This is a genomic window from Burkholderia sp. BCC1640 (assembly GCF_902833125.1).
GTDB classification, from domain to species: Bacteria; Pseudomonadota; Gammaproteobacteria; order Burkholderiales; family Burkholderiaceae; genus Burkholderia; species Burkholderia diffusa.
In genome coordinates this window covers 77,936-100,548 of sequence record NZ_CADFEF010000010.1, presented here as the reverse complement: position 1 = coordinate 100,548, position 22,613 = coordinate 77,936, and the positions used below count along the sequence as shown (strand labels likewise).

The 22,613-nt window shown below is 67.2% G+C and carries 17 protein-coding genes; 3 read left to right on the top strand and 14 right to left on the bottom strand.

Going from position 1 to position 22,613, the window contains the following annotated elements; translation table 11 throughout:
* Positions 1–86 precede the first annotated feature (86 nt).
* From HWX25_RS13370 to HWX25_RS13330, 9 genes are all read right to left on the bottom strand, one after another.
* Positions 87–1,235, bottom strand: coding sequence for a hybrid-cluster NAD(P)-dependent oxidoreductase (locus tag HWX25_RS13370; protein WP_059702351.1), 1,149 nt, complete (start codon positions 1,233–1,235; stop codon positions 87–89).
* A 30-nt stretch (positions 1,236–1,265) separates the two neighbouring features.
* A complete protein-coding gene (locus HWX25_RS13365) occupies positions 1,266–2,507 on the bottom strand; it encodes an aromatic ring-hydroxylating dioxygenase subunit alpha (RefSeq protein ID WP_059534190.1) in 1,242 nt (413 codons plus the stop codon).
* Between the two features lie 52 nt (positions 2,508–2,559).
* Positions 2,560–3,345 carry an electron transfer flavoprotein subunit beta/FixA family protein gene (locus HWX25_RS13360; RefSeq protein ID WP_175908781.1) on the bottom strand — a complete coding sequence of 262 codons (786 nt, stop codon included), beginning with the start codon at positions 3,343–3,345 and terminating at the stop codon, positions 2,560–2,562.
* Positions 3,342–4,511, bottom strand: coding sequence for an electron transfer flavoprotein subunit alpha/FixB family protein (locus tag HWX25_RS13355; protein WP_175908780.1), 1,170 nt, complete (start codon positions 4,509–4,511; stop codon positions 3,342–3,344). The genes HWX25_RS13360 and HWX25_RS13355 overlap by 4 nt, the downstream gene beginning before the upstream one ends.
* A 4-nt stretch (positions 4,512–4,515) precedes the next feature.
* Positions 4,516–6,441: a (Fe-S)-binding protein gene (locus HWX25_RS13350; protein ID WP_059534184.1), complete on the bottom strand. Its 1,926-nt coding sequence runs from the start codon at positions 6,439–6,441 to the stop codon at positions 4,516–4,518.
* A gap of 2 nt (positions 6,442–6,443) precedes the next feature.
* Entirely contained in the window at positions 6,444–8,507 is a 2,064-nt protein-coding gene (locus HWX25_RS13345) for an NADH:flavin oxidoreductase (protein WP_059534183.1), read from the bottom strand.
* A 74-nt stretch (positions 8,508–8,581) separates the two neighbouring features.
* Complete coding sequence (locus HWX25_RS13340; RefSeq protein WP_175908779.1) at positions 8,582–9,115, bottom strand: DUF5943 domain-containing protein; 534 nt, start codon at positions 9,113–9,115, stop codon at positions 8,582–8,584.
* Positions 9,116–9,254: 139 nt separating this feature from the next.
* Entirely contained in the window at positions 9,255–10,226 is a 972-nt protein-coding gene (locus HWX25_RS13335; protein ID WP_044844362.1) for a dipeptidase, read from the bottom strand.
* A gap of 33 nt (positions 10,227–10,259) precedes the next feature.
* Positions 10,260–11,534 carry a serine hydroxymethyltransferase gene (locus HWX25_RS13330; protein ID WP_175908778.1) on the bottom strand — a complete coding sequence of 425 codons (1,275 nt, stop codon included), beginning with the start codon at positions 11,532–11,534 and terminating at the stop codon, positions 10,260–10,262.
* Between the two features lie 448 nt (positions 11,535–11,982).
* On the opposite strand from HWX25_RS13330, the gene HWX25_RS13325 reads away from it, so the two are divergent.
* On the top strand, positions 11,983–13,008 hold the full coding sequence (locus HWX25_RS13325; RefSeq protein ID WP_175908777.1) for a GlxA family transcriptional regulator: 1,026 nt from the start codon (positions 11,983–11,985) through the stop codon (positions 13,006–13,008).
* A gap of 55 nt (positions 13,009–13,063) precedes the next feature.
* Here the strand turns inward: HWX25_RS13325 and HWX25_RS13320 are convergent, their stop codons facing one another.
* Positions 13,064–14,476: a discoidin domain-containing protein gene (locus HWX25_RS13320; protein ID WP_175908776.1), complete on the bottom strand. Its 1,413-nt coding sequence runs from the start codon at positions 14,474–14,476 to the stop codon at positions 13,064–13,066.
* Positions 14,477–14,772: 296 nt separating this feature from the next.
* On the opposite strand from HWX25_RS13320, the gene HWX25_RS13315 reads away from it, so the two are divergent.
* Both HWX25_RS13315 and HWX25_RS13310 read left to right on the top strand, forming a co-directional pair.
* Positions 14,773–16,194, top strand: a complete 1,422-nt coding sequence (locus HWX25_RS13315; RefSeq protein ID WP_175908775.1) for a PLP-dependent aminotransferase family protein — start codon at positions 14,773–14,775, stop codon at positions 16,192–16,194.
* 8 nt (positions 16,195–16,202) lie between these two features.
* Positions 16,203–17,051, top strand: coding sequence for an ATP-dependent serine protease (locus tag HWX25_RS13310; protein ID WP_175908774.1), 849 nt, complete (start codon positions 16,203–16,205; stop codon positions 17,049–17,051).
* 93 nt (positions 17,052–17,144) lie between these two features.
* On the opposite strand, the gene fdhA is transcribed toward HWX25_RS13310, so the two are convergent.
* The 4 genes from fdhA to HWX25_RS13290 form a co-directional block, all read right to left on the bottom strand.
* Positions 17,145–18,341, bottom strand: coding sequence for a formaldehyde dehydrogenase, glutathione-independent (gene fdhA, locus HWX25_RS13305; RefSeq protein ID WP_059600256.1), 1,197 nt, complete (start codon positions 18,339–18,341; stop codon positions 17,145–17,147).
* A gap of 282 nt (positions 18,342–18,623) precedes the next feature.
* On the bottom strand, positions 18,624–19,814 hold the full coding sequence (locus HWX25_RS13300; protein ID WP_175908773.1) for an efflux RND transporter periplasmic adaptor subunit: 1,191 nt from the start codon (positions 19,812–19,814) through the stop codon (positions 18,624–18,626).
* Entirely contained in the window at positions 19,814–21,661 is a 1,848-nt protein-coding gene (locus tag HWX25_RS13295) for an efflux transporter outer membrane subunit (RefSeq protein WP_175908772.1), read from the bottom strand. The genes HWX25_RS13300 and HWX25_RS13295 overlap by 1 nt, the downstream gene beginning before the upstream one ends.
* Positions 21,662–21,669: 8 nt before the next feature.
* Positions 21,670–22,608: a glycosyltransferase family 2 protein gene (locus HWX25_RS13290; protein WP_175908771.1), complete on the bottom strand. Its 939-nt coding sequence runs from the start codon at positions 22,606–22,608 to the stop codon at positions 21,670–21,672.
* Positions 22,609–22,613: the final 5 nt, after the last annotated feature.

The following is a 22,613-nucleotide window of genomic DNA, read 5'->3' as shown; positions in this document are numbered from 1 at the left end:
CCACAATTCCGCGGTATCGTTGTTTTCCGACGGATGCTTGTCCGGACGCGACGCGACGCGGCCGGACAAGCGATGGCTTGTTTTGACTACTTGTCGATCACCAGATCCGACAGCGGCTTGCTGCAGCACAGCAGCACCATCCCCTGATCGATCTCGCGCTGGCGGATGCCGCCGTTGTGCTTCATCTCGACCTGCCCCGACACGAGCTTGACCTTGCAGGTGCCGCACATGCCCTGCGTGCAGGACGCCGGCAGCCGCACGCCCGACTGGCGCGCCGCGTCGAGCACGTGCTGCTCCGAGCCGCACGAGATCTCGCGGTTGCTCTTCGCGAAGCTGACCGTGTACTGCTTCGTCGCGGCGTCCGCGCCGTCGGCGGCCGGGACGAGTTCGGCGAGCACGTCGTCGCTCGCGGTCTGCGCGAGCGTTTCGAACGAGAAGCTTTCCTCGTGATACTGCTTGCGATCGAAGCCGGCTTCGTCGAGCAGGTCGCGCACCGCCTTCATGTACGGCGCGGGGCCGCACGTGAAGATCTCGCGCTCCATGAAGTCCGGTGCGATCAGCTTCAGCAGCGGCAGCGTCAGGAAGCCCGTGACGCCCGGCCAGTTGGTGCGTGCACCGACGCGCTCGACGACGAACGACGTGCGGAAGTTCGTATGGTTCGACGCGATCAGATCGAGTTCGCGCGCGAAGATGATGTCGTCCGGCGTGCGTGCGCTGTGCACGAACAGGATGTCGCGATCCTCCGCGAGATCATGGTGCGCGCGGCTCATCGACATCAGCGGCGTGACGCCGGAGCCGGCCGACAGGAACAGATACTTGCGCGCCGGATGCCGCGCGCACGTGAATTCGCCGGCCGGGCCGAGCACGCGCACCGCCGCGCCCGGCTGCAGGTTGTCGTGCAGCCAGTTCGACACCTTGCCGCCCGGCACGCGCTTGACCGTGATCGAGATCGTGTGCGGCCGCGCCGGCGACGACGAGATCGTGTAACAACGGTTGATCGTCTCGCCTTCGATGTCGAGCTCGAGCGTGATGAACTGCCCGGGCTCGAACGAGAACGCACGGCCTTGCGGCGAACGGAAGAAGAAGCTCTTCACGTCGTGGGTTTCCTGCCGCACGTGGCAGCACACCAGCGTTTCCTCGACGTCGCTCGTCCAGCGCTCGGGGAGCGCGTTCCAGAAGGCCGGGTGCGTAACCCGGCTGTCCGCCGGCTCGAAATTGGCCGCATCTCGCATCATGTGTGACTCCGCTTGCTGTTCCGCTGACTACTACGCGCCGGTTTTTTCGGCGAGCCGGCCGATGTACCAGGCCGAGAATTTTTCGACGAGACCTTCCGTGTACGGCGAATACGGGCCCGGCTCGTACGCGCTGCTGGTCGCGCCGCGCTGCGAGAACTCGACGAGCGCGCGATCCTGGTCGTTGGTCGCGTTCCACACGGCCGTCAGGTTCTTCACGTCGTAGTCGATGCCTTCCTTCGCATCCTTGTGCACGAGCCACTTGGTGCGCACGAGCGTCTTGCCGGCCGACAGCGGAATCACCGAGAACGTCACGATGTGATCGCTCATGAAGTGGTGCCACGAGTTCGGTTGCGTCCAGAACGACAGGCCGCCGAGGTCGGCCTGGTCGAACTTGCCGAGCAGCTTCTTCGATGCGACCTTCGCGTCGAGCGTCTGCGATTCGCCGTGGCGGTCGAGCGGCAGGCGCTGCGTACGGAAGCCCGTCACGTCGAGCAGCTTTTCGATTTCGGCGGACGGCAGGCCCATTTCGGCCCACTCCTTGCCACGGCGCACGCAGGTTTCCGCGAATGCGTCCATGCCTTCGGCGTTCGCTTCGGAACGCTGATAGCCGAAGCCGTATTCGTACAGCGAGATCGTCAGCTCGGGATGGTTCGCGACGCAGTGATAGCACTCGCGGTTGTTCTCCATCGTGAGCTTCCAGTTGCCTTCCTCGATGATGTCGATCTGTGCGGCGATCTTCGTGCTCGGCAGATCGTGCGGCAGCAGATACGGCTCCATCTGGGCGCGCAGTTGCGCGAAATCGACCGGCGGCTCCTCGGCGAGGCAGATGAAGATCAGGCCCGCGAGGTTCTGCACGTGCACCGACTTCAGGCTGTGCTTGCAGCGGTCGAACTTCTCGCCCATGTGCTCGGCGAACATCAGCTGACCCGTCAGGTTGTAGGTCCAGCTGTGGTACGGGCACACGATGTTGCCGACCGAGCCCTTGTCCTCGTTGCACAGACGCGCGCCGCGGTGACGGCACACGTTGTGGAACGCGCGGATTTCCATGTCGTCGTCGCGCACGATCAGGATCGAGTCGCTGCCCAGTTCCACGGTCACGTAGTCGCCCGGCTCGGGAATGTCCGGTTCGACCGCGACCTGGATCCAGTGCTGGCGGAAAATCGCCTCCATGTCGAGGGCGAAGATTTCCTCGCTCGTGTAGAACGGCGCCTCGAGGCTGTAACCTTCCTTGCGTCGTTCGATCAGTGCGCGAATGTCTGCCGATACTTTCATCGTTTGCTCCGGATTCCTTGCGTCCCAGTGTGGTTGCCGACAGGCATCAAAATCAGTAGTCGATGAGCTGATGCTCGCGCAAATACGCGAGGATCACTTGTGCTTTTTCGACTGAACTCCCTTCATTTACGACGTTGCCGCCGCGGCTTTCGGTCGTCGTCGCCGACAGCATCCGGGCATGCCCGGAGCGCTTCTCGGCGGCGACCAGCTTTACGGGTTTACGCTCGATCGGGCCGACCTTCCACGCGGCGGCATCGGCATCCGCGCCGGTCGACGTCAGCGCCGGGCGGATCGCGCCGGCCCGCAGCCGCGCATACGCGTAGCGCGGCGCCACGTTGGCGAGCGGATGGACCGCGACGACGGCGGGCAGCGCCGCGTCGACGCGCCGCCGCAACCCTTTCGGCAAGAATTGCCGGACCGCCGCGCGGCCGCCGTCGACCGTCACGTCGACGGCCGAGCCGACGAGCGGATAGCCGAGCGTCGCGGCGACGCGATACGGCAGCATCCCGGTGTCATACGCGCCCTCGGCGCGGGTGCCGGTCAGCACGAGGTCGTAGCCTTCGACACGCGCGGCGAGCGCATGCGCGGCATCGTCGCCGTCGTGGCAGGCCAGCACCTCGACCTGCCGCGCACCGAGCGCGAGGTATTCAGCAAGCGCTTCATTCGCGGGGTCTCCCGCATGGAGCACGTCGAGCTGCGCGCGATGCCGCTCCGCGAGCTGACGGCCGACCTCGAGCGCGGCCGCGTCGTTGCGGCTGTAGCGCGCGGTGCCGCTGACCGGGTGCCGGCCCACGGAGACGAGCACCGCGATGCGTTGCAACTGGCGGGGGGCGTTCATGCAGCGACTCCTTCGGATTCACGGGCGCCGACCGCAGTCGGCGATTGTCCGCGCGACGCGCGTGCAGCCTGCACCTGTTCGATCAGCGCGGCGATCGTCGCCTGCGCGTCGCCCACCACCGTCAGGTTCGCGCGCTTCGCGATCGGCGCGCTGCCGTCGAGGTTGACCGCGATCACGTGACGGCAGTCCTTGATCCCCTGCAAGTGCTGCACCGCGCCCGAGATGCCGAACGCGATGTACACGCTGGCCTCGACCGTCTTGCCGGTCGCGCCCACCTGCTTGTCGCGCGTGAAGTGTCCGTTGTCTACCGCGACGCGGCTCGCGCCGATCGCCGCGCCGAACGCGCCGGCGAGCCGCTCGAACGCGCCGATGTCGGACACGCCGTTGCCGGCCGACACGATGAAGTCGGCTTCCTCCAGCGCGACTTGCGCCGCGTCGATTTCCTCGAGGCCGAGATCGCGGTACGGTTGCGCCGCGTCGCGTGCCGGGCGGATGAAGTCGGCGGCCAGGCGCTCGCCGGCGCCGACGAACGGCAGTTTCGCTTCCACCGCGTTCTGCGCGAGCAAGATCACGTCGGGCAAGCCGCGCGTTGCGAACGCACGGCCGGCCTGCGCATACGCGCCGACATGCTTCGCGTCGATCTCGACCACGTGGGTCGCGACGCTCGCGCCGGCGGCCGCCGCGTAACGCCGGCCGAGATCGCCGTCGCCGGTCGCGTTGTCGGGCACGAACACATGCTTCGGCGCGAGCGCCGCGGCACAGGCCTGCAATGCTTGCAATTCGCTTTCGGGCGCAAAGGCGCGACGGTCGAAGTCGGCCAGCTCGATCAGCTTGTCGACGCCGAGCGCCGCTGCGTCATCCTTTAGTTCACCGAATGCCAGCAGCGCGACTTCCGTCTGCGCGTCGGCGAGCACCGCGGCGGCGGCGATCGCCTGCCGTGCATGGTCGTCGAGCGCGCCGCGCTCAGTGTGCGCCACCACCAGCATCACGTGCTTCGGGTCCTGCACCGCGCGGCGCGGCTTCGCGGCGGCGGCGCCATGACCGTGCGCGGACCACTGCGCGGCGTTCGCATCGGCGCTGCCTTCCTCGCCCAGCGTGATGCGCTTCAGGCCCGCGGCCGTGATGATGAACGGCCGGCGCGGATCGATTCGTTTGATCGTGTTCATCGATTCACTCCAGCGAGGCGGCAACGAGTTCGGCCACGTCGAGCACGTCGGGGCGCGGGCCCACGACGCCTTCGAGCATCGCCGTGCAGTTCGGGCATCCGACCGCGACGACGTCCGCGCCGATGGCGCGCGCGTCGGCGATGCGGATGTCGGGAATACGCTGCTTGCCCGGGATGTCGGTCAGCGGCGCACCGCCGCCACCGCCGCAGCAGCGGCCGCGCATGCCGTTGCGCTCCATCTCGACGACCTGGATGCCGATCGTCTTCAGCAGCTTGCGCGGCGATTCCGTCTCGCCGTTGTAGCGGCCGAGGTAGCACGGGTCGTGATACGTGGTGCGCTTCTCGCGCAGCGCGTCGACGGCCTTCGGCGCGATCTTGCCGCTGTCGGCCAGCTCGGCGAGGTACGTCGTGTGATGCTTGACCGTCACGCGCAGTCCGAGCGCGCGGTATTCGTTGCGCAGGCTGTGCATCACGTGCGGGTCGGCCGTCACGATCTGCTTGTACGACAGCGAGCCGAGCGTGCCGATCAGGCGCTTCGCCATCTGCTGGAACGTCGCTTCGTCGCCGAGGCGGCGTGCGACGTCGCCGGTGTCGGTCTCGGTCCCGCCGAGCACCGCGTAGTCGACGCCCGCCTTGTTCAGCACCTTCACGAATGCGCGCAGCGTGCGCTGGTAACGCATGTCGAACGCGCCTTCACCCGCGACGAACAGCACGTCGACCGGCTTGCCGGGTTGTGCGACGGGTGCATTCAGGTCGACCGACCAGTCGTAACGTGCAGCCGTGTCGTAGCCGCCCATCGTGCCGGTCTCGCGCAGGTTCGCGAGCACTTCCTGGCCCTTGCCCGGCACCGTGCCGTGCACCAGCGTGCGGTTGCGGCGCATGTCGACGATCGCGTCGACGTGCTCGATCAGCATCGGGCACTCCTGCACACAGGCACGGCAGGTCGTGCACGACCAGAGCGTCTGCTCCTCGATCAGGCCGGACACGATCGGGCCGTTCGGCTCGCCGCGATGCTGGCCGACCGCGAGGCCCGGCGTCGGGCTGCCGGCGTACGCGGCATCGGTGCCGCCCGCCATGCCGACGACGAGATCCTGGATCAGTTTCTTCGGGTTCAGCGGCTGGCCCGACGCGAACGCGGGGCACGCGGCTTCGCACTTGCCGCACTGCACGCACGCATCGAAGCTCAGCAGCTGGTTCCAGCGGAATTCGACCGGCTTCGCGACGCCATACTCCTCGTGCTCGATGTCCGGCAGCTTCAGCGCGGTCGGCGGCGTGGCCGTGCCGTTGCCCGTGAACGAATCGCGGGTGGCGGCGAAACGCTCCTGGCGCGGGTGGAACGCAAGGTGCAGCAGGCCGGCGATCGCATGCTTCATCGGGCCGCCCTTCGCTGCGCCGACGGTCATCGTGAAGGCACCGGCGCCGATCAGTAGCGCGCAGAGCACCGCGAACGCACCCGACATCGCGCCGGTCGGCACGACCATGAACAGCACGAGGCCGAGCGCGAACGAGCCGAGCAGCCAGGGCAGCGCGTTCCACGGGCCGCGCGACAAGCGCGCCGGCACGTCCTTGGCCGCGCGGCGGCGCCAGACGAACACCACGCCGACGAGCATCGCGAGCGCCGCGAGGAAGATCAGCTTGTCGAGCCACGGCGAGTAGATCGCGAGGCCGTAGTTGACGAACACCAGCGCGAGCGCGGCGATCGCGCCGCCGGCGGTCGCGACGTGGGTCTTCGCGATATACGGATCGCGGGCAACCACGTGGTGCAGGTCGACGAAGTAACGCTTCGGAATCGCGAACAGGTTCGCGACACCGAACGAGCCGGGCGCCGTCGCGCGCCCGAGACGCCAGTACGACGAGCGCTTCGCGACCGCGAACGCGAGCCCCGCCACCGACAGCCACAGCAGTGCGGTAATGAGAAATGCCGGATTCATCTTTAGAAATCCTTGACGAGACGCAGCGAGTCGTAGATCGCACCGTGGACGTTGTGCATCGAGATGCAGTCGCCGACACGGAACAGCAGGAAGCGGCCGTTGCCCAGTTCTTCCGACAGGCACGGCTGCGGCTCGGCCGCGAACAGCGTGTGCGGATCGATCTGGCCGCGATTCACGGACTCCGGCTTGAGCTTCCAGTACAGTTCGTCATTCGGCGACGAACCGTTCTCGATCACCACCTGGTCGACCGCGCGCTCTTCCAGTTCCTCGGTGTATTCGTTGCGCAGCACGGCGATCATCTTGCCGTCTTCCTCGTACACGCGATCGAGCATGGTGTTCGGCGTCGGGATCACGCCGAGCGCATACAGGCGACGATAGAAGATCGGGAACGTCGTGCCGCCGCAATCGTCGGCCACCTTCACGTCGGGCGTCACGACCTCGACCTTCGAGCCGCGGCTCGCCATGAAGTCGGCCACACCGGCGCCCGCATGGGTGCTCACGCCGTCGAACAGCAGCACGTTCTGCTTCGGCTCGACCTTGCCGGTCAGGATGTCCCACGAGCTGACGGCCAGCCCTTCGGCCACGCCCCAGGCCGGCACCTGCCACGTGAAGCTCGAACCGCCCGTTGCGAGCACGACGATGTCCGGCTTCTCGGCCATGATCATCTTCTCGTCGGCGGCGACGCCCAGGCGGCGATCAACACCCAGGCGCTTCGTTTCCATGTCGAACCAGCGGATGATCCCCGACATCTGTTCGCGCTGCGGCGCCTTCGCGGCGATCATCACCTGGCCGCCCACTTCAGTGTTCTTCTCGAACAGCACCACGTCGTGGCCGCGCAGCTTCGCGACGCGTGCGGCCTCGAGCCCTGCCGGGCCCGCGCCGACCACCACCACCTTGCGCTTCGGACCGCGCGACTTCTCGATGATGTGCGGCATCGTCGCTTCGCGCGACGTCGCGGCGTTCTGGATGCAGAGCACGTCGAGGCCGTTGTACTGGCGGTCGATGCAGTAGTTCGCGCCGACGCACTGCTTGATTTCGTCTTCCCGGCCGTCGCGGATCTTGATCACCATGTGCGGATCGGCGATCTGCGCACGCGTCATGCCGACCAGGTCGATCATGCCGTTCGCGAGCAGGCGTTCGGCCTGGCCCGCATCACGAATGCTCTGCGCGTGCATCACGGGAATCTTCACCACCGACTTGATGCCGGCCGCGAGGTGCACGAACGGCTCCGGCGGCAGCGCCATCGGCGGCATGCAGTTGGCGATCGTGTTGTGCGTGTCGCCGCCCGAGCCGACCACGCTCAGGTAGTCGATCAGGCCCGTCTCCGACATCGCCTGCGCAATTTCCTTCAGCGCCTCGTGATCGAGACCGTCCTCGTGGAATTCGTCGCCGCACATCCGCAGGCCGACGCAGAAGTCCTTGCCGACCGCTTCGCGCACGGCCGTCAGCACCTCGATGCCGAAGCGCAGACGGTTCTCGAGGCTGCCGCCCCATTCGTCGGTGCGATGGTTCGAGCGCTTGCTCCAGAACTGGTCGATCAGGTGCTGGTGGGCGGCGGAAATTTCGATGCCGTCCATGCCGGCTGCCTTCACGCGCTTCGCGGCCGCCGCGAAGTCGCCGATGATGCGGCGGATTTCCTCGATCTCGATGATCTTCGCGTTACCGCGGTGCACCGGCTCGCGCACGCCCGACGGCGACATCAGATGCGGCCAGTGCTCGCCATGGAACGACGAGCGGCGGCCCATGTGCGTCGCCTGGATCATGATCTTCGCGCCGTGCTTGTGCATCGTGTCGGCGAGACGCGTGAGCGGGTCGATGATCTTGTCGTTCGACAGGTTCACCGACTTCCACCAGCCCTGCGGGCTGTCGATCGACACGGGGCTCGAGCCGCCGCAGATCGCGAGGCCGACGCCACCCTTCGCCTTCTCTTCGTAATAGCGGATGTAGCGGTCGCCCGGCAGGCCGCCCGGCTCGGCATACACCTCCGCGTGGGCGGTGCTGACGATCCGGTTGCGCAGCGTCAGCTGGTTCAGCTGCATGGGTTTGAACAGGTGGGGATAACGCATCGCAGGCGACCTCTGGCGTTCGAATGTCTCGTGTTGCGGGTGTTGTTGTGTTGCTGTGTCGTGATGTCAGCGCATCAGTGCGCGATCGGCGTCACTTCGAAGACGCAGTGGTCGTGGTGCTCCGCCGCACACTGCACTTCCTTCGACTGCGAGCGCGGCGCGCCCTTGCCTTCCGGCGTCGTGTCGTTGACCCAGTCCATCGCGCCGGCGAACCAGCCCGCGAACATGTAGCAGAGCTTGCCTTCCTTGCCCGGCTGCTGGAGCACGAACGACGAGTGGCGCAGCTCGATCTTCGCGCGCGCGCTGGCCGGATCGGCCTCGATGATCGAGAACAGGCCCCAGCCGCGTTGCGACAGGCGCTTCAGATAGTGCTCGAACACGGCCATGCCGGTCAGCCCGTGCAGCTTCGCTTCCTTGTCGCACCAGTGGTATGCGGACTTGTAGCCGGCCTTGTAGAGGATCTCGGCATACGCCTCGACGCCGAGCGCTTCCTCGACGGCGACGTGGTTGTTCGTGAAGAAATGGCGCGGCACGTACAGCATCGGCAGCGCGTCGGTGGTCCAGACGCCGGTATCGGGATCGACGTTGATCGGCAGTTGCGGTTGCATCGTGGTGACTCCGTGAGGAAAAAAAGCCGCGCGGCTCGGGTCCAGGCGCGACATCGTCCGCGTGCCAGCGCGACAGGCGCCGGCACGTCCCGATTGTTCTTGTGTTGAATCGCGGGTGGCGGTTCGGTTCGGCGGGCGCTTACGCGCCCCACACGTCCTTGAACACGCGCACCCAGTTCTCGCCCATGATCTTGCGGATGCGCGACTCCTTCCAGCCGTGGCGTTCCATCGCCGCAGTCAGGTTCGGGAATTCGCCGATCGTGCGGATGCCGTCCGGGTTGATCACCTTGCCGAAGTTCGTCAGCTGGCGATAGCGGCCCTTGTCATGCGTCAGCATGTCGAAGAATTCCTTCGCGAAATCCTGCGTGAAGTCCGTGCCGATGCCGACCGCGTCTTCGCCGATCAGGTTCACGACGTAGTCGATCGCCTCGATGTAGTCGTCGATGTTCGCCTCGATACCGCGCTTCAGGAACGGTGCGAACATCGTCACGCCGACGAAGCCGCCGGCGTCGGCGATTTCCTTCAGCTGCGCGTCGCTCTTGTTGCGCGGATGTTCCTTCAGGCCCGACGGCAGGCAGTGCGAGTAGCACACCGGCTTCTTCGAGAACGCGATCGCTTCCGACGACGTGTTACCGCCCACATGCGACAGGTCGACCATGATGCCGACGCGGTTCATCTCGGTGATCACTTCGCGGCCGAAGTCCGACAGGCCGCCGTCACGCTCGTAGCAGCCCGTGCCGACCAGGTTCTGCGTGTTGTAGCAAAGCTGCACGACGCGCACACCCATGTCGGCGAACGCCTCGATGTAGCCGAGGTTGTCCTCGAACGCATGTGCGTTCTGGAAGCCGAGGATGATGCCGGTCTTGCCTTCCTTCTTCGCGCGGAAGATGTCGTCGGTCGTGCGCACGAGCGTCAGCAGCTCGCCGTTCTCGCGGATCTTCTGCTTCATCACGCCGATGTTGTCGACGGTCTTGGTGAAGTTCTCCCACACCGACACCGTGCAGTTCGCGGCCGTGATGCCGCCCTTTCGCATGTCCTCGAACACCGGCTTCTCGAACTTCGAGATGTTCAGTCCGTCGATGATGATGCTGTCCTGATGCAGCGTGCTCATATCTGTCTCTCGCTCCAGTGTTGTCGGTGTCGATCAGTAAATCGGGAAGCGCTCGCACAGCGCGAAGATCTCGCGGCGCACGCGCTGTTCGGTTGCGTGGTCGCCTTCCGGGTTCGCGCGCAGCGCGTCGAACACTTCGAGAATCAGGCGGCCGATCTCGCGGAACTCCGCGACGCCGAAGCCGCGCGTCGTGCCGGCCGGCGTGCCGAGGCGGATGCCCGACGTGACAGTCGGCTTCTCGGTGTCGAACGGAATGCCGTTCTTGTTGCAGGTGATGCCCGCACGCTCCAGCGCCTGCTCGACCGGCGCGCCCTTCAGGCCCTTCGGGCGCAGGTCGACCAGCAGCAGGTGGTTGTCGGTGCCGCCGGTGACGAGATCCACGCCGCCTGCCTTCAGCACTTCGCCGAGCGCCTGCGCGTTCGCGAGCACGTTGTCGATGTAGGTCTTGAAGTCCGCGTGCAGCACTTCGCCGAATGCGACGGCCTTGCCGGCGATCACGTGCATCAGCGGGCCGCCCTGCAGGCCGGGGAACACGGCCGAGTTGATCTTCTTCGCGATCTCTTCGTCGTTGGTCAGCACGAAGCCGCCGCGAGGGCCGCGCAGCGTCTTGTGCGTGGTCGACGTGACGACGTGCGCGTGCTCGATCGGGTTCGCATGGCGGCCGGCGGCGATCACGCCCGCGATGTGCGCCATGTCGACCATCAGCTTCGCGCCGACGCTATCGGCGATCGCACGGAAGCGCGCGAAGTCCAGTGCGCGCGGGTACGCCGAGAAGCCGGCGATGATCAGGCTCGGCTTGTGCTCGTGTGCGAGCGCTTCAACCTGGTCGTAGTCGATCCGCATCGTGTCGCGGTTCACGCCGTATTGCACGGCGTTGAACCACTTGCCCGACAGCGCCGGCTTCGCGCCGTGCGTCAGGTGGCCGCCGGCGTCCAGCGACATGCCGAGCACGGTGTCGCCCGGCTTCGCCAGCGCGAGCATCACCGACCCGTTCGCCTGCGCGCCCGAGTGCGGCTGCACGTTCGCGTAGCCGGCGTTGAAGATCTGCTTCACCCGCTCGATCGCCAGCGCCTCCACCTCGTCCGCGAATTCGCAGCCGCCGTAGTAACGCTTGCCCGGGTAGCCTTCCGCATACTTGTTGGTCAGCACCGAACCCTGCGCCTCCAGCACCGCGCGCGACACGATGTTTTCCGACGCGATCAGCTCGACTTGCGACTGCTGGCGCTCGAGCTCCTTCAGGATGGCGCTGCGCACCGGCGCGTCGCGCTCGGCAAGGGGCTGCGAGAAGAAAGGCTGGGTGTTCGACATAGTGCGTCCGTGACGAAGAATAAAGGGCGTGTAACCGAAGCTCGAGGCCCGCCATACCTGGGTTTCCAGCGCATCCAGTGCAAGGCTGCCGACGGCTCTATTCTTGTCGTTCGGATTTTCGGCGGATTGATGAATTTAGACGCGTTCTTTGCCTTTTCCGCCATGCGCGTCCGTTTTGTACAAGTGACCGGTCGTGCTTTTTCAGGTGACCCGGCAAACCGCCGCGTGTGGTTCATCCATGGACAGGCACTTCGCCGGTGCCTGCGCTGCGCGTCGAGGTGCAGCGCGGCCCGCTTACGGTGCAGTGCAGCATCCGCCTTGGGCCCATACAACGTATGGAGCTAGGGTTTAGCCGTATGGCACGCTTGTTGCGCTCGCTCACACAATACGGCAGCCCGATCCGTGCCCCTCGGGCCAAAAGCTATTAGAGATTCAAGGAACGCTCCCCATGTCCCCCGACCGCACAGCGTCGCTGTCCCACTTCGCGTTCATGCCCTTACCGGACTTCACGATGATCGCGTTCACCAATGCGATCGAGGTGCTTCGGATGGCGAACTACCTGAGCGGCCAGCCGCTCTATCGCTGGTCGATCATCAGCCCGGACGGCGGCCCGGTCACGGCGAGCAACGGCCTCACGGTCGACACGGGACCGGCCGAATGCGTGGGGCAGCCGGATATCGTATTCGTGTGCGGCGGTGTCGACGTGCAACGCGCGACCACGCCTGTCCATCTGTCGACGCTGCGCCGCTTCGCGCGCATGGGGCTGCCGCTCGGCAGCCTGTGCACGGGCACCTATGCGCTCGCGAAGTCGGGGCTGCTCGCGGGCTATGCGTGCGCGATCCACTGGGAAAACATGTCGGCGCTGAAGGAAGAGTTCCCGGACACGCGCTTCCTGAAGGAACTGTTCGTGGTCGACCGCGACCGCATCACGTGCACGGGCGGCGTCGCGCCGCTCGACATGATGCTGAACCTGATCGCCGCGCGCGTGGGCACCGCGCGCGTCACGCAGATCGCCGAGCAGTTCATCGTCGAACACGTGCGCGACACGAGCGCGCAACAGCGGATGCCGCTCGTCGCGCGGCTCGGCTCGGCGAACAAGTCGCTGTTCGAAGTGATCTCGCTGATGGAGAACAACATCGAGGAGCCGCTGTCGCGCGAGGAACTCGCACGACTCGCGAACATGTCGCAGCGCCAGCTGCAGCGCCTGTTCCGCGAGCATCTCGGGATGACGCCCACGCACTATTACCTGACGCTGCGGCTGCGCCGCGCGCGCGAGTTGCTGCTGCAGACCGACATGTCGATCATGCACATCACGATGGCGTGCGGCTTCCAGTCGGCCTGCCACTTCAGCAAGAGCTATCGCGATGCGTTCGGCGTCGCGCCGACGCGCGAGCGCCGCAAGCAGGTCGCACCGCTCGCGCAGGGCGCGGCGGCTACCGCACCGGCGTTTCCGGCTCATCTGATTCATGCGTGACGCGGGCGCGGCGCGATAAAAAAGGCGGCCTCGAAGGCCGCCTTTTTGCTGGTGCTTACGATCCCCACACCTGCATTTCGTCGAGCGAATAACCCCACTGCGTCGCCCGCTTCGTGCCGAGCATCCGCACGTAGCGGCCCTGCGCGTTCAGGTTCGGCAGCGTGACGTGACCGTACGACACGCCGTTGTTCGTCGAGTAGACCGTCGTCCAGTTCGCGTTGTCGGTCGACGTCTGGATCTGGTAGACGAGCGCGCCCGCGTCCCAGTAGAGATCGACGCTGCTGATCTTCTTCACCGTACCGAGATCGACGGAGATCCATTGCGGATCGACGCCCGCGCCTTCCGGCGAATCCCAGCGCGTGCTCGTCGTGTTGCCGTCGAACGCCTTGTCCGGCGTCAGCGATGCGTTGTAGCTCGCCGACGCGACAGCCGGACGACCTTGCGACAGCAGCGTCGGCTGCGCGACGGCCGGGCCGCCATAGTAGCTCGAGCCGAGCTTCGCCTTGGTCGTGTCCGCGTTCACGCCGAATTGCGACAGGCTCCAGCGCTGGCCGGTCGTCACGTCGCCCACATAGAGCTGGTAGCCGCCCGCCGTCGTCGACGAGAAGAACACGTAGTTCGTGCCGCTCACCGGCGCCGGGTCCGAGTTGTTGCTCATGCAGTCGTTGAGCGCCAACTGGTTCGGCGTCGACGCCGGGTCCGCCGTCTTTACGTAGATCTGGTCGGCGCCACCCGTGTCCTTCCAGCGCGCGTAGAACACCATGCCGTCCGCACGCACGATCGGGTAATACGTCTGCAGCCCGGCCGGCTGATCAAACACGGCGGTCGCGCCGGTCGCGATCGTGCGCTTCATCAGCCCCATGTTCGAGCCGGTGCCCGTCGCGTAGTAGACGGCGCTCGCGTCCGGCGCGAGGAACGGCATCGAATATTCGGCGCCGGACGGTGCGTTGGTCAGGCTCACGACCGACGTAAACGCCGGGCCCGCGCTCGTGTACGACAGCGTGCCCTGCTTCACGTCGCCGTTCTGCTTGAACACGAGCGTCTTGCCGTCGGCGCTGAACTTCGGATCCTCGTTGCGCGTCGCGCCAGTGCTGTTCGTCAGGTTGACCGGTGGCGTGCCGGCGCCGAGCTGCAGCATGAATACGTTCCAGGCGCCATTGCTGATGCCCATGAACGCAAGCCACTTGCCGTCGGGGCTGAACACGCCGTTCATCGGATCGGTGATGCCCCAGTTGCTCTTGCTCAACTGCGTGAGCGTGCGGGCCGAAAAGTCGTACAGAAACAGCTGGCTCGTACCGTCGCCATACTTCACGTAGCTGTGATAGACGAGCTTGCCGGTCAGTGCGGCGGGAAACGTCGCATTGGATTGAGTCGGGGGATAGTTGGTGCAGGCCGCTTCGGCGGCGCCGCCAAACAGGTTGAGTGCGACGCCGGCCACGAGGCCCGCGACGAGGAACTTCGATTTCACGCTGGTTGCTTCCGGGTAAGGTAAGGGCGGTGCGGACCCGGTCCCGCACACGATGCGCGGGCGTGACGGATCCGCCGTCGGGGAGCGTGAACACCGTATCGATCACGCGTCGGGAATAAGGCTTGCGAAGAATGCCGGTTCGCTGGTCTGAAGAAAAGGATCAGAGTCGGTCGAAAACGTGCGTATCAGCGAGTTGCGGATGAACTCGCGGATGAGCGATTGGGGGCGGGATTGAACGCGGCGGACGCCGTGCTACTCTTTTTTCAGCGACGGCCGTGATCGGCCGGAGGCCAGGCATGAAGCGATATGCGGTGCTCGCGCAGACGATTGCCGATTCGATCCGGCGCGGCGATTTGCCGGCAGGTGCACGCATCCCGACCGTGCGCTCGGCGTGCCGCGCCTATCGTGTAAGTCCTTCCACCGTGTTTCGCGCGTACTACGCGCTCGAAAGCGAGGGCCTGATCGTCGCGCGCGCGCGTTCCGGCTATTTCGTTGCGAACCTCGATGACAAGCGCGTGCGCGCGAGTCACGACACACCGCGCAAATCGGCTGCATCGCAGACCGGCGACGACGATGCACTGTTCCAGCTGATCGACTCCCTCAAGCGCGATGACATCGTGCCGCTCGGTTCCGCATTCGCCAGCTATTCGCTGTTTCCGATGAGCAGCCTGTGGCGATACGCGGCGACGGCCGCCCGCAACATGGACCGCGCGAAACTGCTGGCCGGCCTGCCGCCCGGCAACGAAGCGCTGCGCCGCCAGATCGCGTTGCGGTACCTGAACGCGGGCGCGTCGTTGCCGATGGAAGAAATCGTCATCACGACCGGCGCGGCTGAAGCGCTGACGCTCAGCCTGCAGGCGCTCACGCGCCCCGGCGACATCGTCGCGATCGAACGCCCTGCCTTTCCCGCGGTGCTGCAGGCCGTGCAGCGGCTGCATCTGAAGGCCATCGAGATTCCGGTCGACCCGCGCGCCGGCCTCGACCTCGACTCACTCGCCGAAGCGCTCGACACGCATCCGGTGCGCGCGTGCTGGTTCATGACCTCGTTCCACAACCCGACCGGCGCGACGCTGCCCGACGAGCGCAAGCGCGCGCTGATCGAACTGCTCGCATCGCATCAGGTGCCGCTGATCGAGGACGACGTGTTCGGAGAACTACATTTCGGCCCGACGCCCACGCGTCCCGCGAAGCTGTATGACGATAACGGGCTCGTGCTGCATTGCGGTTCGTTCTCGAAGTGCCTCGCCCCCGGATTCCGGGTCGGCTGGGTCGCGGCCGGACGTTACGTGAAGCAGATCAGGCAGGTGAAGAACGCGAGCGCGCCGGCGGCCGACGTGCCCGCGCAGATGGCCGTGTCCAGTTACCTGCGCAACGGCGCGTACGACCGCTTCCTGCGCAGGCTCCGGCGCAACCTGGCCGCGCACCAGGCGCAGATGCTCGCGGCCGTTCGCGCGTATTTCCCGGCCGACACGGAGGTGTATGCCCCGCGCGGCGGATATTTCCTGTGGATCGAATTGCCGCCGCACGTGGATGCGATGCAGTTGTTCGGCGACGCGATGGAGAACGGGGTCAGCCTTGCGCCCGGGCCGATCTTTTCGATGACGGGCGCCTTTCACCGCTACGTCCGGCTGAACTATGGCCGACCGTGGACCCCTGCCGTCGAAGACGCGATGCAGACGATCGGAACGCTCGCGGGGCGGCAACAGCAGACGAGGTAGCAACGATCATGCAAGTCCTGCCCAACCGGAAAGTCCGCACGCGCGACACGCTGCGCGGCGCACTGAACCTGCGTGCCGAGCCGCGCGCCGCCGTCAGCCAGCGCTGCCGGCAGTGCGGCTTCATGGCGTTCCGCGCCAGCGAGCAGTGCCCCGTCTGCGGACTGAGAGACTGGCCGTTCGCGCCGCTGCATCAATCGAGCGACGATGCATCCGCCGCGCAGGCCACGCCCCCGCGCGAGGTGCGGCCCGTCCCGACGTGGGCGTCGCGCGTCGCGGCCGCGGTGCGCGGCGCGGCGGTCCAGCGGCCGAGCGCGTCGAGCGCGCCGCTGCTGAGCATCCTGACCCTCGTGATGCTGGTCGGCGGCTATGTGACGTATGACCGGACGTGCCGGGCGGATCCCGTCTGTCGCGGACCGGGCACGTCGCGCCCGGTCACAACGGCCTATGCGAGTCTGCATGCGGCTGACGCGCCAACGTTGCCGGTCGGGCACGCGCCCGCGCCCGCGGCGGCGCCCGTCCAGGCATTTCATCCGGCCGAGCGCGCGGCAGTCGATACCGATCGGCTCGCCGACGCCAACGTCGACACCGATCGGTCGAGCACGGCCGCTCAACCCGGCAATGCAGGCACGCCCCGACCCGCGGCAGGACGCCCGACGACGACGCTCGCACGGCACGCGCCGCCGATTCACGGACCGAACGGCGCGCGCGGCGGCGGCGTTCGCGTCGCCGACTGGAAAGGCGGCGCCGCCGCAACGCGACACGGGCACGCGATACGCCGCGTGAGCGTGCATACGCGTCATGGTCGGCGAACCACTGCGAGCGGAGCCGAATTGGCGATGGTCTATCGCGGGCATTGAGCGCGCGGCGCATCGCGACCGCAGCCATGCCCACAGCGAAAAACGGGCGGCACCGTCTCCGGTGCCGCCCGCTTCATGCGTGTCGTTCGTGCGTCAGGCCGCCAGCAAGCCGTGCGGATCGATCACGAATTTGCGCGGCGCGCCGCCGTCGAACTTCTTGTAGCCTTCCGGCGCCTGATCGAGCGAAATCACCTCGACGTTGACGATCTTCGCGATCGGCAGACGGTCGAACAGGATTGCCTGCATCAGGTTGCGGTTGTACTTGAGCACCGGCGTCTGGCCCGTGAAGAACGAGTGCGACTTCGCCCAGCCGAGGCCGAAGCGGATGCTCAGGCTGCCGTGCTGCGCGGCCTTGTCCTTCGCGCCCGGATCGTCCGTCACGTACAGGCCCGGGATGCCGATCGCGCCGGCCGGCCGCGTGATTTCCATCAGCGAGTTCAGCACCGTCGCGGGCGCTTCCTCCGAATGGCCCGACGAACCGTGGCCGTGCGCCTCGAAGCCGACGCAGTCGACCGCGCAATCGATCTCCGGCACGCCGAGGATCTGCTCGATCTGCTCGCCGAGCGACGCGTCCTTCGACAGGTCGACCGTCTCGAAGCCCATCGCCCGCGCGTGCGCGAGGCGTTCCGCGTTCATGTCGCCGACGATCGTCACCGCCGCGCCGAGCAGGCGCGCCGACGCGGCCGCCGCCATGCCGACCGGGCCCGCGCCCGCGATGTAGACCGTCGAGCCCGGCTTCACGCCCGCGCTCACCGCGCCGTGATAACCGGTCGGCAGAATGTCGGACAGGCAGGTCAGGTCGCGAATCTTCGCCATCGCCTGATCGCGGTCCGGGAATTTCAGCAGGTTGAAGTCCGCGTACGGCACGAGCACGTACTCGGCCTGGCCGCCGATCCAGCCGCCCATGTCGACGTAGCCGTAAGCACCGCCGGCACGCGACGGGTTCACGTTCAGGCACACGCCCGTATGCGTGTCCTTGCACATCGCGCAGCGGCCGCATGCGACGTTGAACGGCACCGACACAAGATCGCCGATCTTCAGCGTCTCGACGTCCGGGCCCACCTCGACCACTTCGCCCGTGATCTCGTGACCGAGCACGAGGCCGACCGGAGCGGTCGTGCGGCCGCGCACCATGTGCTGGTCGGAACCGCAGATGTTCGTGCTCACCACTTTCAGGATCACGCCGTGGCCGATCGCGCGGCCGGTCGGATCGACCATCTTCGGATAATCGATCTTCTGAACTTCGACCTTGCCCGGCCCAAGATAGACGACACCTCGATTGCTGCTCATCGTATTGTCTCCATGTCTCGTTGGATGGCGCTGCTGTGCGCCGGCAGATGCGGTGCTACGCAACGTGCTGTTCGAGAGTAGTCCCGGAGGTGGGGGGCCCGATGTCTCAAACGCGACATGCGTTTGAACGGTGCCGACATCGATGGCGGAAATGCGAAAGTCGGGTCAGGGAGAACGGCCGGAGGGCGGGATCGTGGAAGGCACGGAACACGTGAGCGCGCGCCCCGGCCGGCCGGCGCGATCGGCCCGCCCAGTCGGTCGGGCGCGCCGGTCGGGAGCGCGTTAGCCGCCCTGATTCTCGCGGATGATCGCGGCGGCGGCCGCTTCCGCGTCGCTCGCCACCCCGTCGTGCACGCGCGTGCTGACGGCCGGCGTCGGCGGCTCGCTGTCGAGCGCATGGCCGTCGCGGTTGCGCGTATCGACCGTCGCGCGCATCGACAGCCCGACCCGCAGCGGATGCGCGGCCAGGTCGCGGGGATCGATCGCGATCACGACCGGCACGCGCTGCACGACCTTGATCCAGTTGCCGGCCGCGTTCTGCGACGGCAGCATCGAGAACGCGCTGCCGGTGCCGGCCGAGAAGCCCTGCACGCGGCCGCGATAGGTCACGCGCGAGCCGTAGAGATCCGACACGACCTCGACCGGCTGCCCGATGCGCATGTGGCGGATCTGCCCTTCCTTGAAATTCGCCTCGATCCACAACTGACTGAGTTGCACAATCGACATCAGCGGCACGCCGGGCCCGACCTGCTGGCCGACCTGCACCGAACGCTGGCCGATCGTGCCGTCGACCGGCGCGACGATCGTCGTGCGCTTCAGGTTCCGGTACGCGAGCTTGAACTGCGCAGCCGCCTGCACGACGGACGGGCTTTCGTCGACGGGCAATCTGGTGCCGAGCGCGCGCGCCGCATCGAGCTGCGCCTGTGCGGCCGCGAGATTGGCCTGCGCGCCGGCGACCGCCGCGCGCGCGCGCGCCAGTTCCTCCGGCGCGACGATCTCGACCGACGCGCCCGAACGCGCTGCGAGCGCGCGCTGCGCGAGCGACAGGTCGGCCTGGCGCGCGTTCACGGCTTCGACGTACATCGTGTTCGAAATCTTCGCGTTCGCGACCTGCCGCACGGCTTGCACGAGTTGCGCCTTCGCCTGCGCGAACGCGACGGACGCCTCGGTGTCGTCGAGCCTCGCCAGCGTCTGCCCGGCGCGCACGGCCTGCGTATCGGCGACCAGCACGTCGGTCACCGCACCCGGAATCTGCGCGGCAACCTGCACGATGCTGCCCGCGACGTACGCGTCGTCGGTGTCTTCGTAATAGCGGTCGCGCAACAGCCAGAACGTGATCCAGACGAGCGCGGCCAGCAGCACGACCGCGAAGAACAGCATGAAGCGCTTGCGGCGCGTCGCCCGGCGCGCGTCGAGTGCGGGATCGTTCAGGGCAGCCGGCTGCGCGGCGGTATGAAGGTTGTCGTGGTGCATCAGTCGCTTTGCGTAACGATCAGGCGGTCATGCTGGAACAGGGGGATCGGCGCTGGATTCGCCGCCGCCGCGCGAGCGGAAACGGGAGCGCCGCGAGGCGTGGTGCCGATGGCCGGCATGCGTGCCGCCTCGTCGCGTCGTGCGGCCGCCGCATTCGATGCAGCGACGACCTGCGGGGCAGCCACGCTCTGCGCACGCGCATCGGCCGACGGCCCCGCCACCGACTGGCTCGCGGCGGCGGCGGCGGTCGGTGCGGTCTTGGCGGTCGCAGCCGCCACGCCGGGCGCGGCGGGCGAAGTGCCACGCTTCGCCGCCCCGCCACGCGCCCGATGCCCGGTCGGCGCCTGCGCGACCGTCGCGCCCGCGTCGAACCCGCCGCCCAGCGCGCCGATCAATCCGACACGCAGCGTCCGCTGCCGGCCAAGCAACGCGATCATCTGTGCGCGCTCGTCGATCAGCGTGAGATCCGCGACATCCACGTCCTTCTGCATCAGCACGCCGCGCCGATGACGGTCGGTCGCAATCTCCACGATCTTTTGCGCGGCCGCGACCGCGTCCTGCTGCTGCGCGACGAGCGTCTGCGACGTACGAAGAGACGTGACGATCTGCGCGACCTGACCAAGCGCGTCGTCGACGGTCTTGTTGTACAGCCCGATCGCGACGTCGGCCTGCGCGACGTCCGCGCCGAGTTTCGCCTTCAGCCGGCCGCGATCGAACACCGGCAGCGAGATCGCCGGGCCGACGGACGCGCCGAGCGCGTCGCGCGAGAACAGCGACGCGGGCGTCAGCGCGAACAGGCCGCCGAGCGCGACGAGGTTCACGTCCGGATAGAACTGCGCGCGCGTCGAATCGGCATTCGCGAACGCGGCTTCGACACGCAGCCGCGCGGCGACGATGTCGGGCCGACGGCCCAGCAGATCGGCCGGCAGCCGCGCGGGCAGCGTGCCGCCGGCCAATGCGCCGACGCGTGGCCGCTGCAGCGCGAGCCCGCGCTCCGGGCCGCGGCCCGACAGCACCCCGAGCTGAAGTTGCGCGAGCTTGATCTGCTCGTCGTTCAGCGCGATCTGAGCGAGCAGCTTGCTGCGCTTGATCGACGCATCGCTCGCGTCGTACGCGTTGTCGAGCCCGCGCGCGGTACGCTCGCGCAGCACGGTCGTCACGCGCTGACTGACTTTCAGCTTCTGCTGAAGCAGATCCTGCGTCGCGTACGCCTGGTCGAGCTGGCAGTACACGGTGACGATCGCGACCGCCAGCGTGAGCCGCACCTGCTCGGCCTCGACCCGCGCCGCTTCACGCAGCGACATCAGGCTCTTCGTCGCCGCGCGGTTCTTGCCCCACAGGTCGAGCTGGTAGTTGAGCCCGACGAACACCGACGACGGCGATACGTTCGGATCGCCAAATATCTCTACCGGCACGCGATAGCCGCCGACCGACACGTTGGCGACGTCGTCGCCCGGCTTCGGCATCCGCGCGCGGCTGACCGTCGCGCCGGCCGTGCCCGTCAGCCCCGTCAGCGAATCGAACTGCTGAAGCTGCGCCTGCGCGATCCGCAGCCGCGCCTGCGCGACCTGCAGGTCGGGGTTGTTTTGCGATGCCTCGGCGACCAGCGCGTCAAGCTGCGGATCCTGCAGCTGCTTCACCCAGTCGGGTGCGGGCCATACACCGTCCACGCCGGGGCCGGCCGTAAGCGCGAGCGCATCGTCGGCCGGCGCGCGCAACGACAGCGACGGCAGGAAACCCGTCGGCACGCATCCGCCCAATGCCATCGCCACCGCCGCGGCTCCGATCAACGCACCGCCCTTCACGCTACGCGCCCGCTCTGCCGCATTTTCTTTCACACGCCGCATCGCTTCCCTCACCCTTGCTGGACGCGCTGCGCCCGTGCGGCCAGACGTGGCCGCGTGCGCTCGAGCGGACCGAGCCGGCCGAACAGACCGTCCGCGATGCCGAACAGGATGCCGGCGAGCTTGTCGCGCTTGTCGCGCTCGACGAGCGCGATCTGCACGACCTGCCACACGGTCAGCAGGTTCGGCACGATCGCCACCGGAAAGCGCAGCCCGTACTGCATCCCGAGCTGCACCGCATTGCGCGCGCTGTAGTAGCGCCGTTGCCACGAGTGATTCATCGACGTCATTTCGAAAGGGCCGAACGCGTGACGCTGTTTCGCGCCGATCCGGTGCGGCAGCACCAGCGACGGCACGACGTAGAGCGGCACGTTGCGCGCAAGCGCGCGGAAGCTGTACTCGGTGTCGACGTGATCGATGAACAGCGTCTCGTCGAAGCGGCCGAGCACGTCGAACGCGGCGCGCGACACGACGCAGCCCGACGAGATCAGGAACGCGCAGCGCTGCAATTGCGCGTCGGGATCGACGCGCAGCCGGCGCAACGCGATCCCGTTGGTCGCCAGCTCGGGCAGGAAGCTGCGCGCGTTCTCGTCGAAGATGCGCGGGCCGGCGAGAAACGCGCGCCCCGCGAGCCCCGCACACGCGTCGCGCATCGTCGCGAAGTAATCGGCCGGCACCGACGAATCCTGATCGAACAACGCGACCGCATCGACGTTGTCGCGAAACAGCGCCGCGAGCCCAGCGTTGTATGCGCCCGCGATTCCGCCGCGATTGCCGTGATGCAGCAGCGCGATGCCGTCGCGCGCGCATGCTTCACTTGCGCGTGCGTCCGGCTGCGGCGTGTTGTCGACGACGAGCAGCGCGTCGCACGCATGCCGCCACGCGCCGAGCGCCGCGAGCTGCGCGTCGGTCGGGTGATACAGGATCACGAGTGCGCCGAGTGTCGTCATGCCGC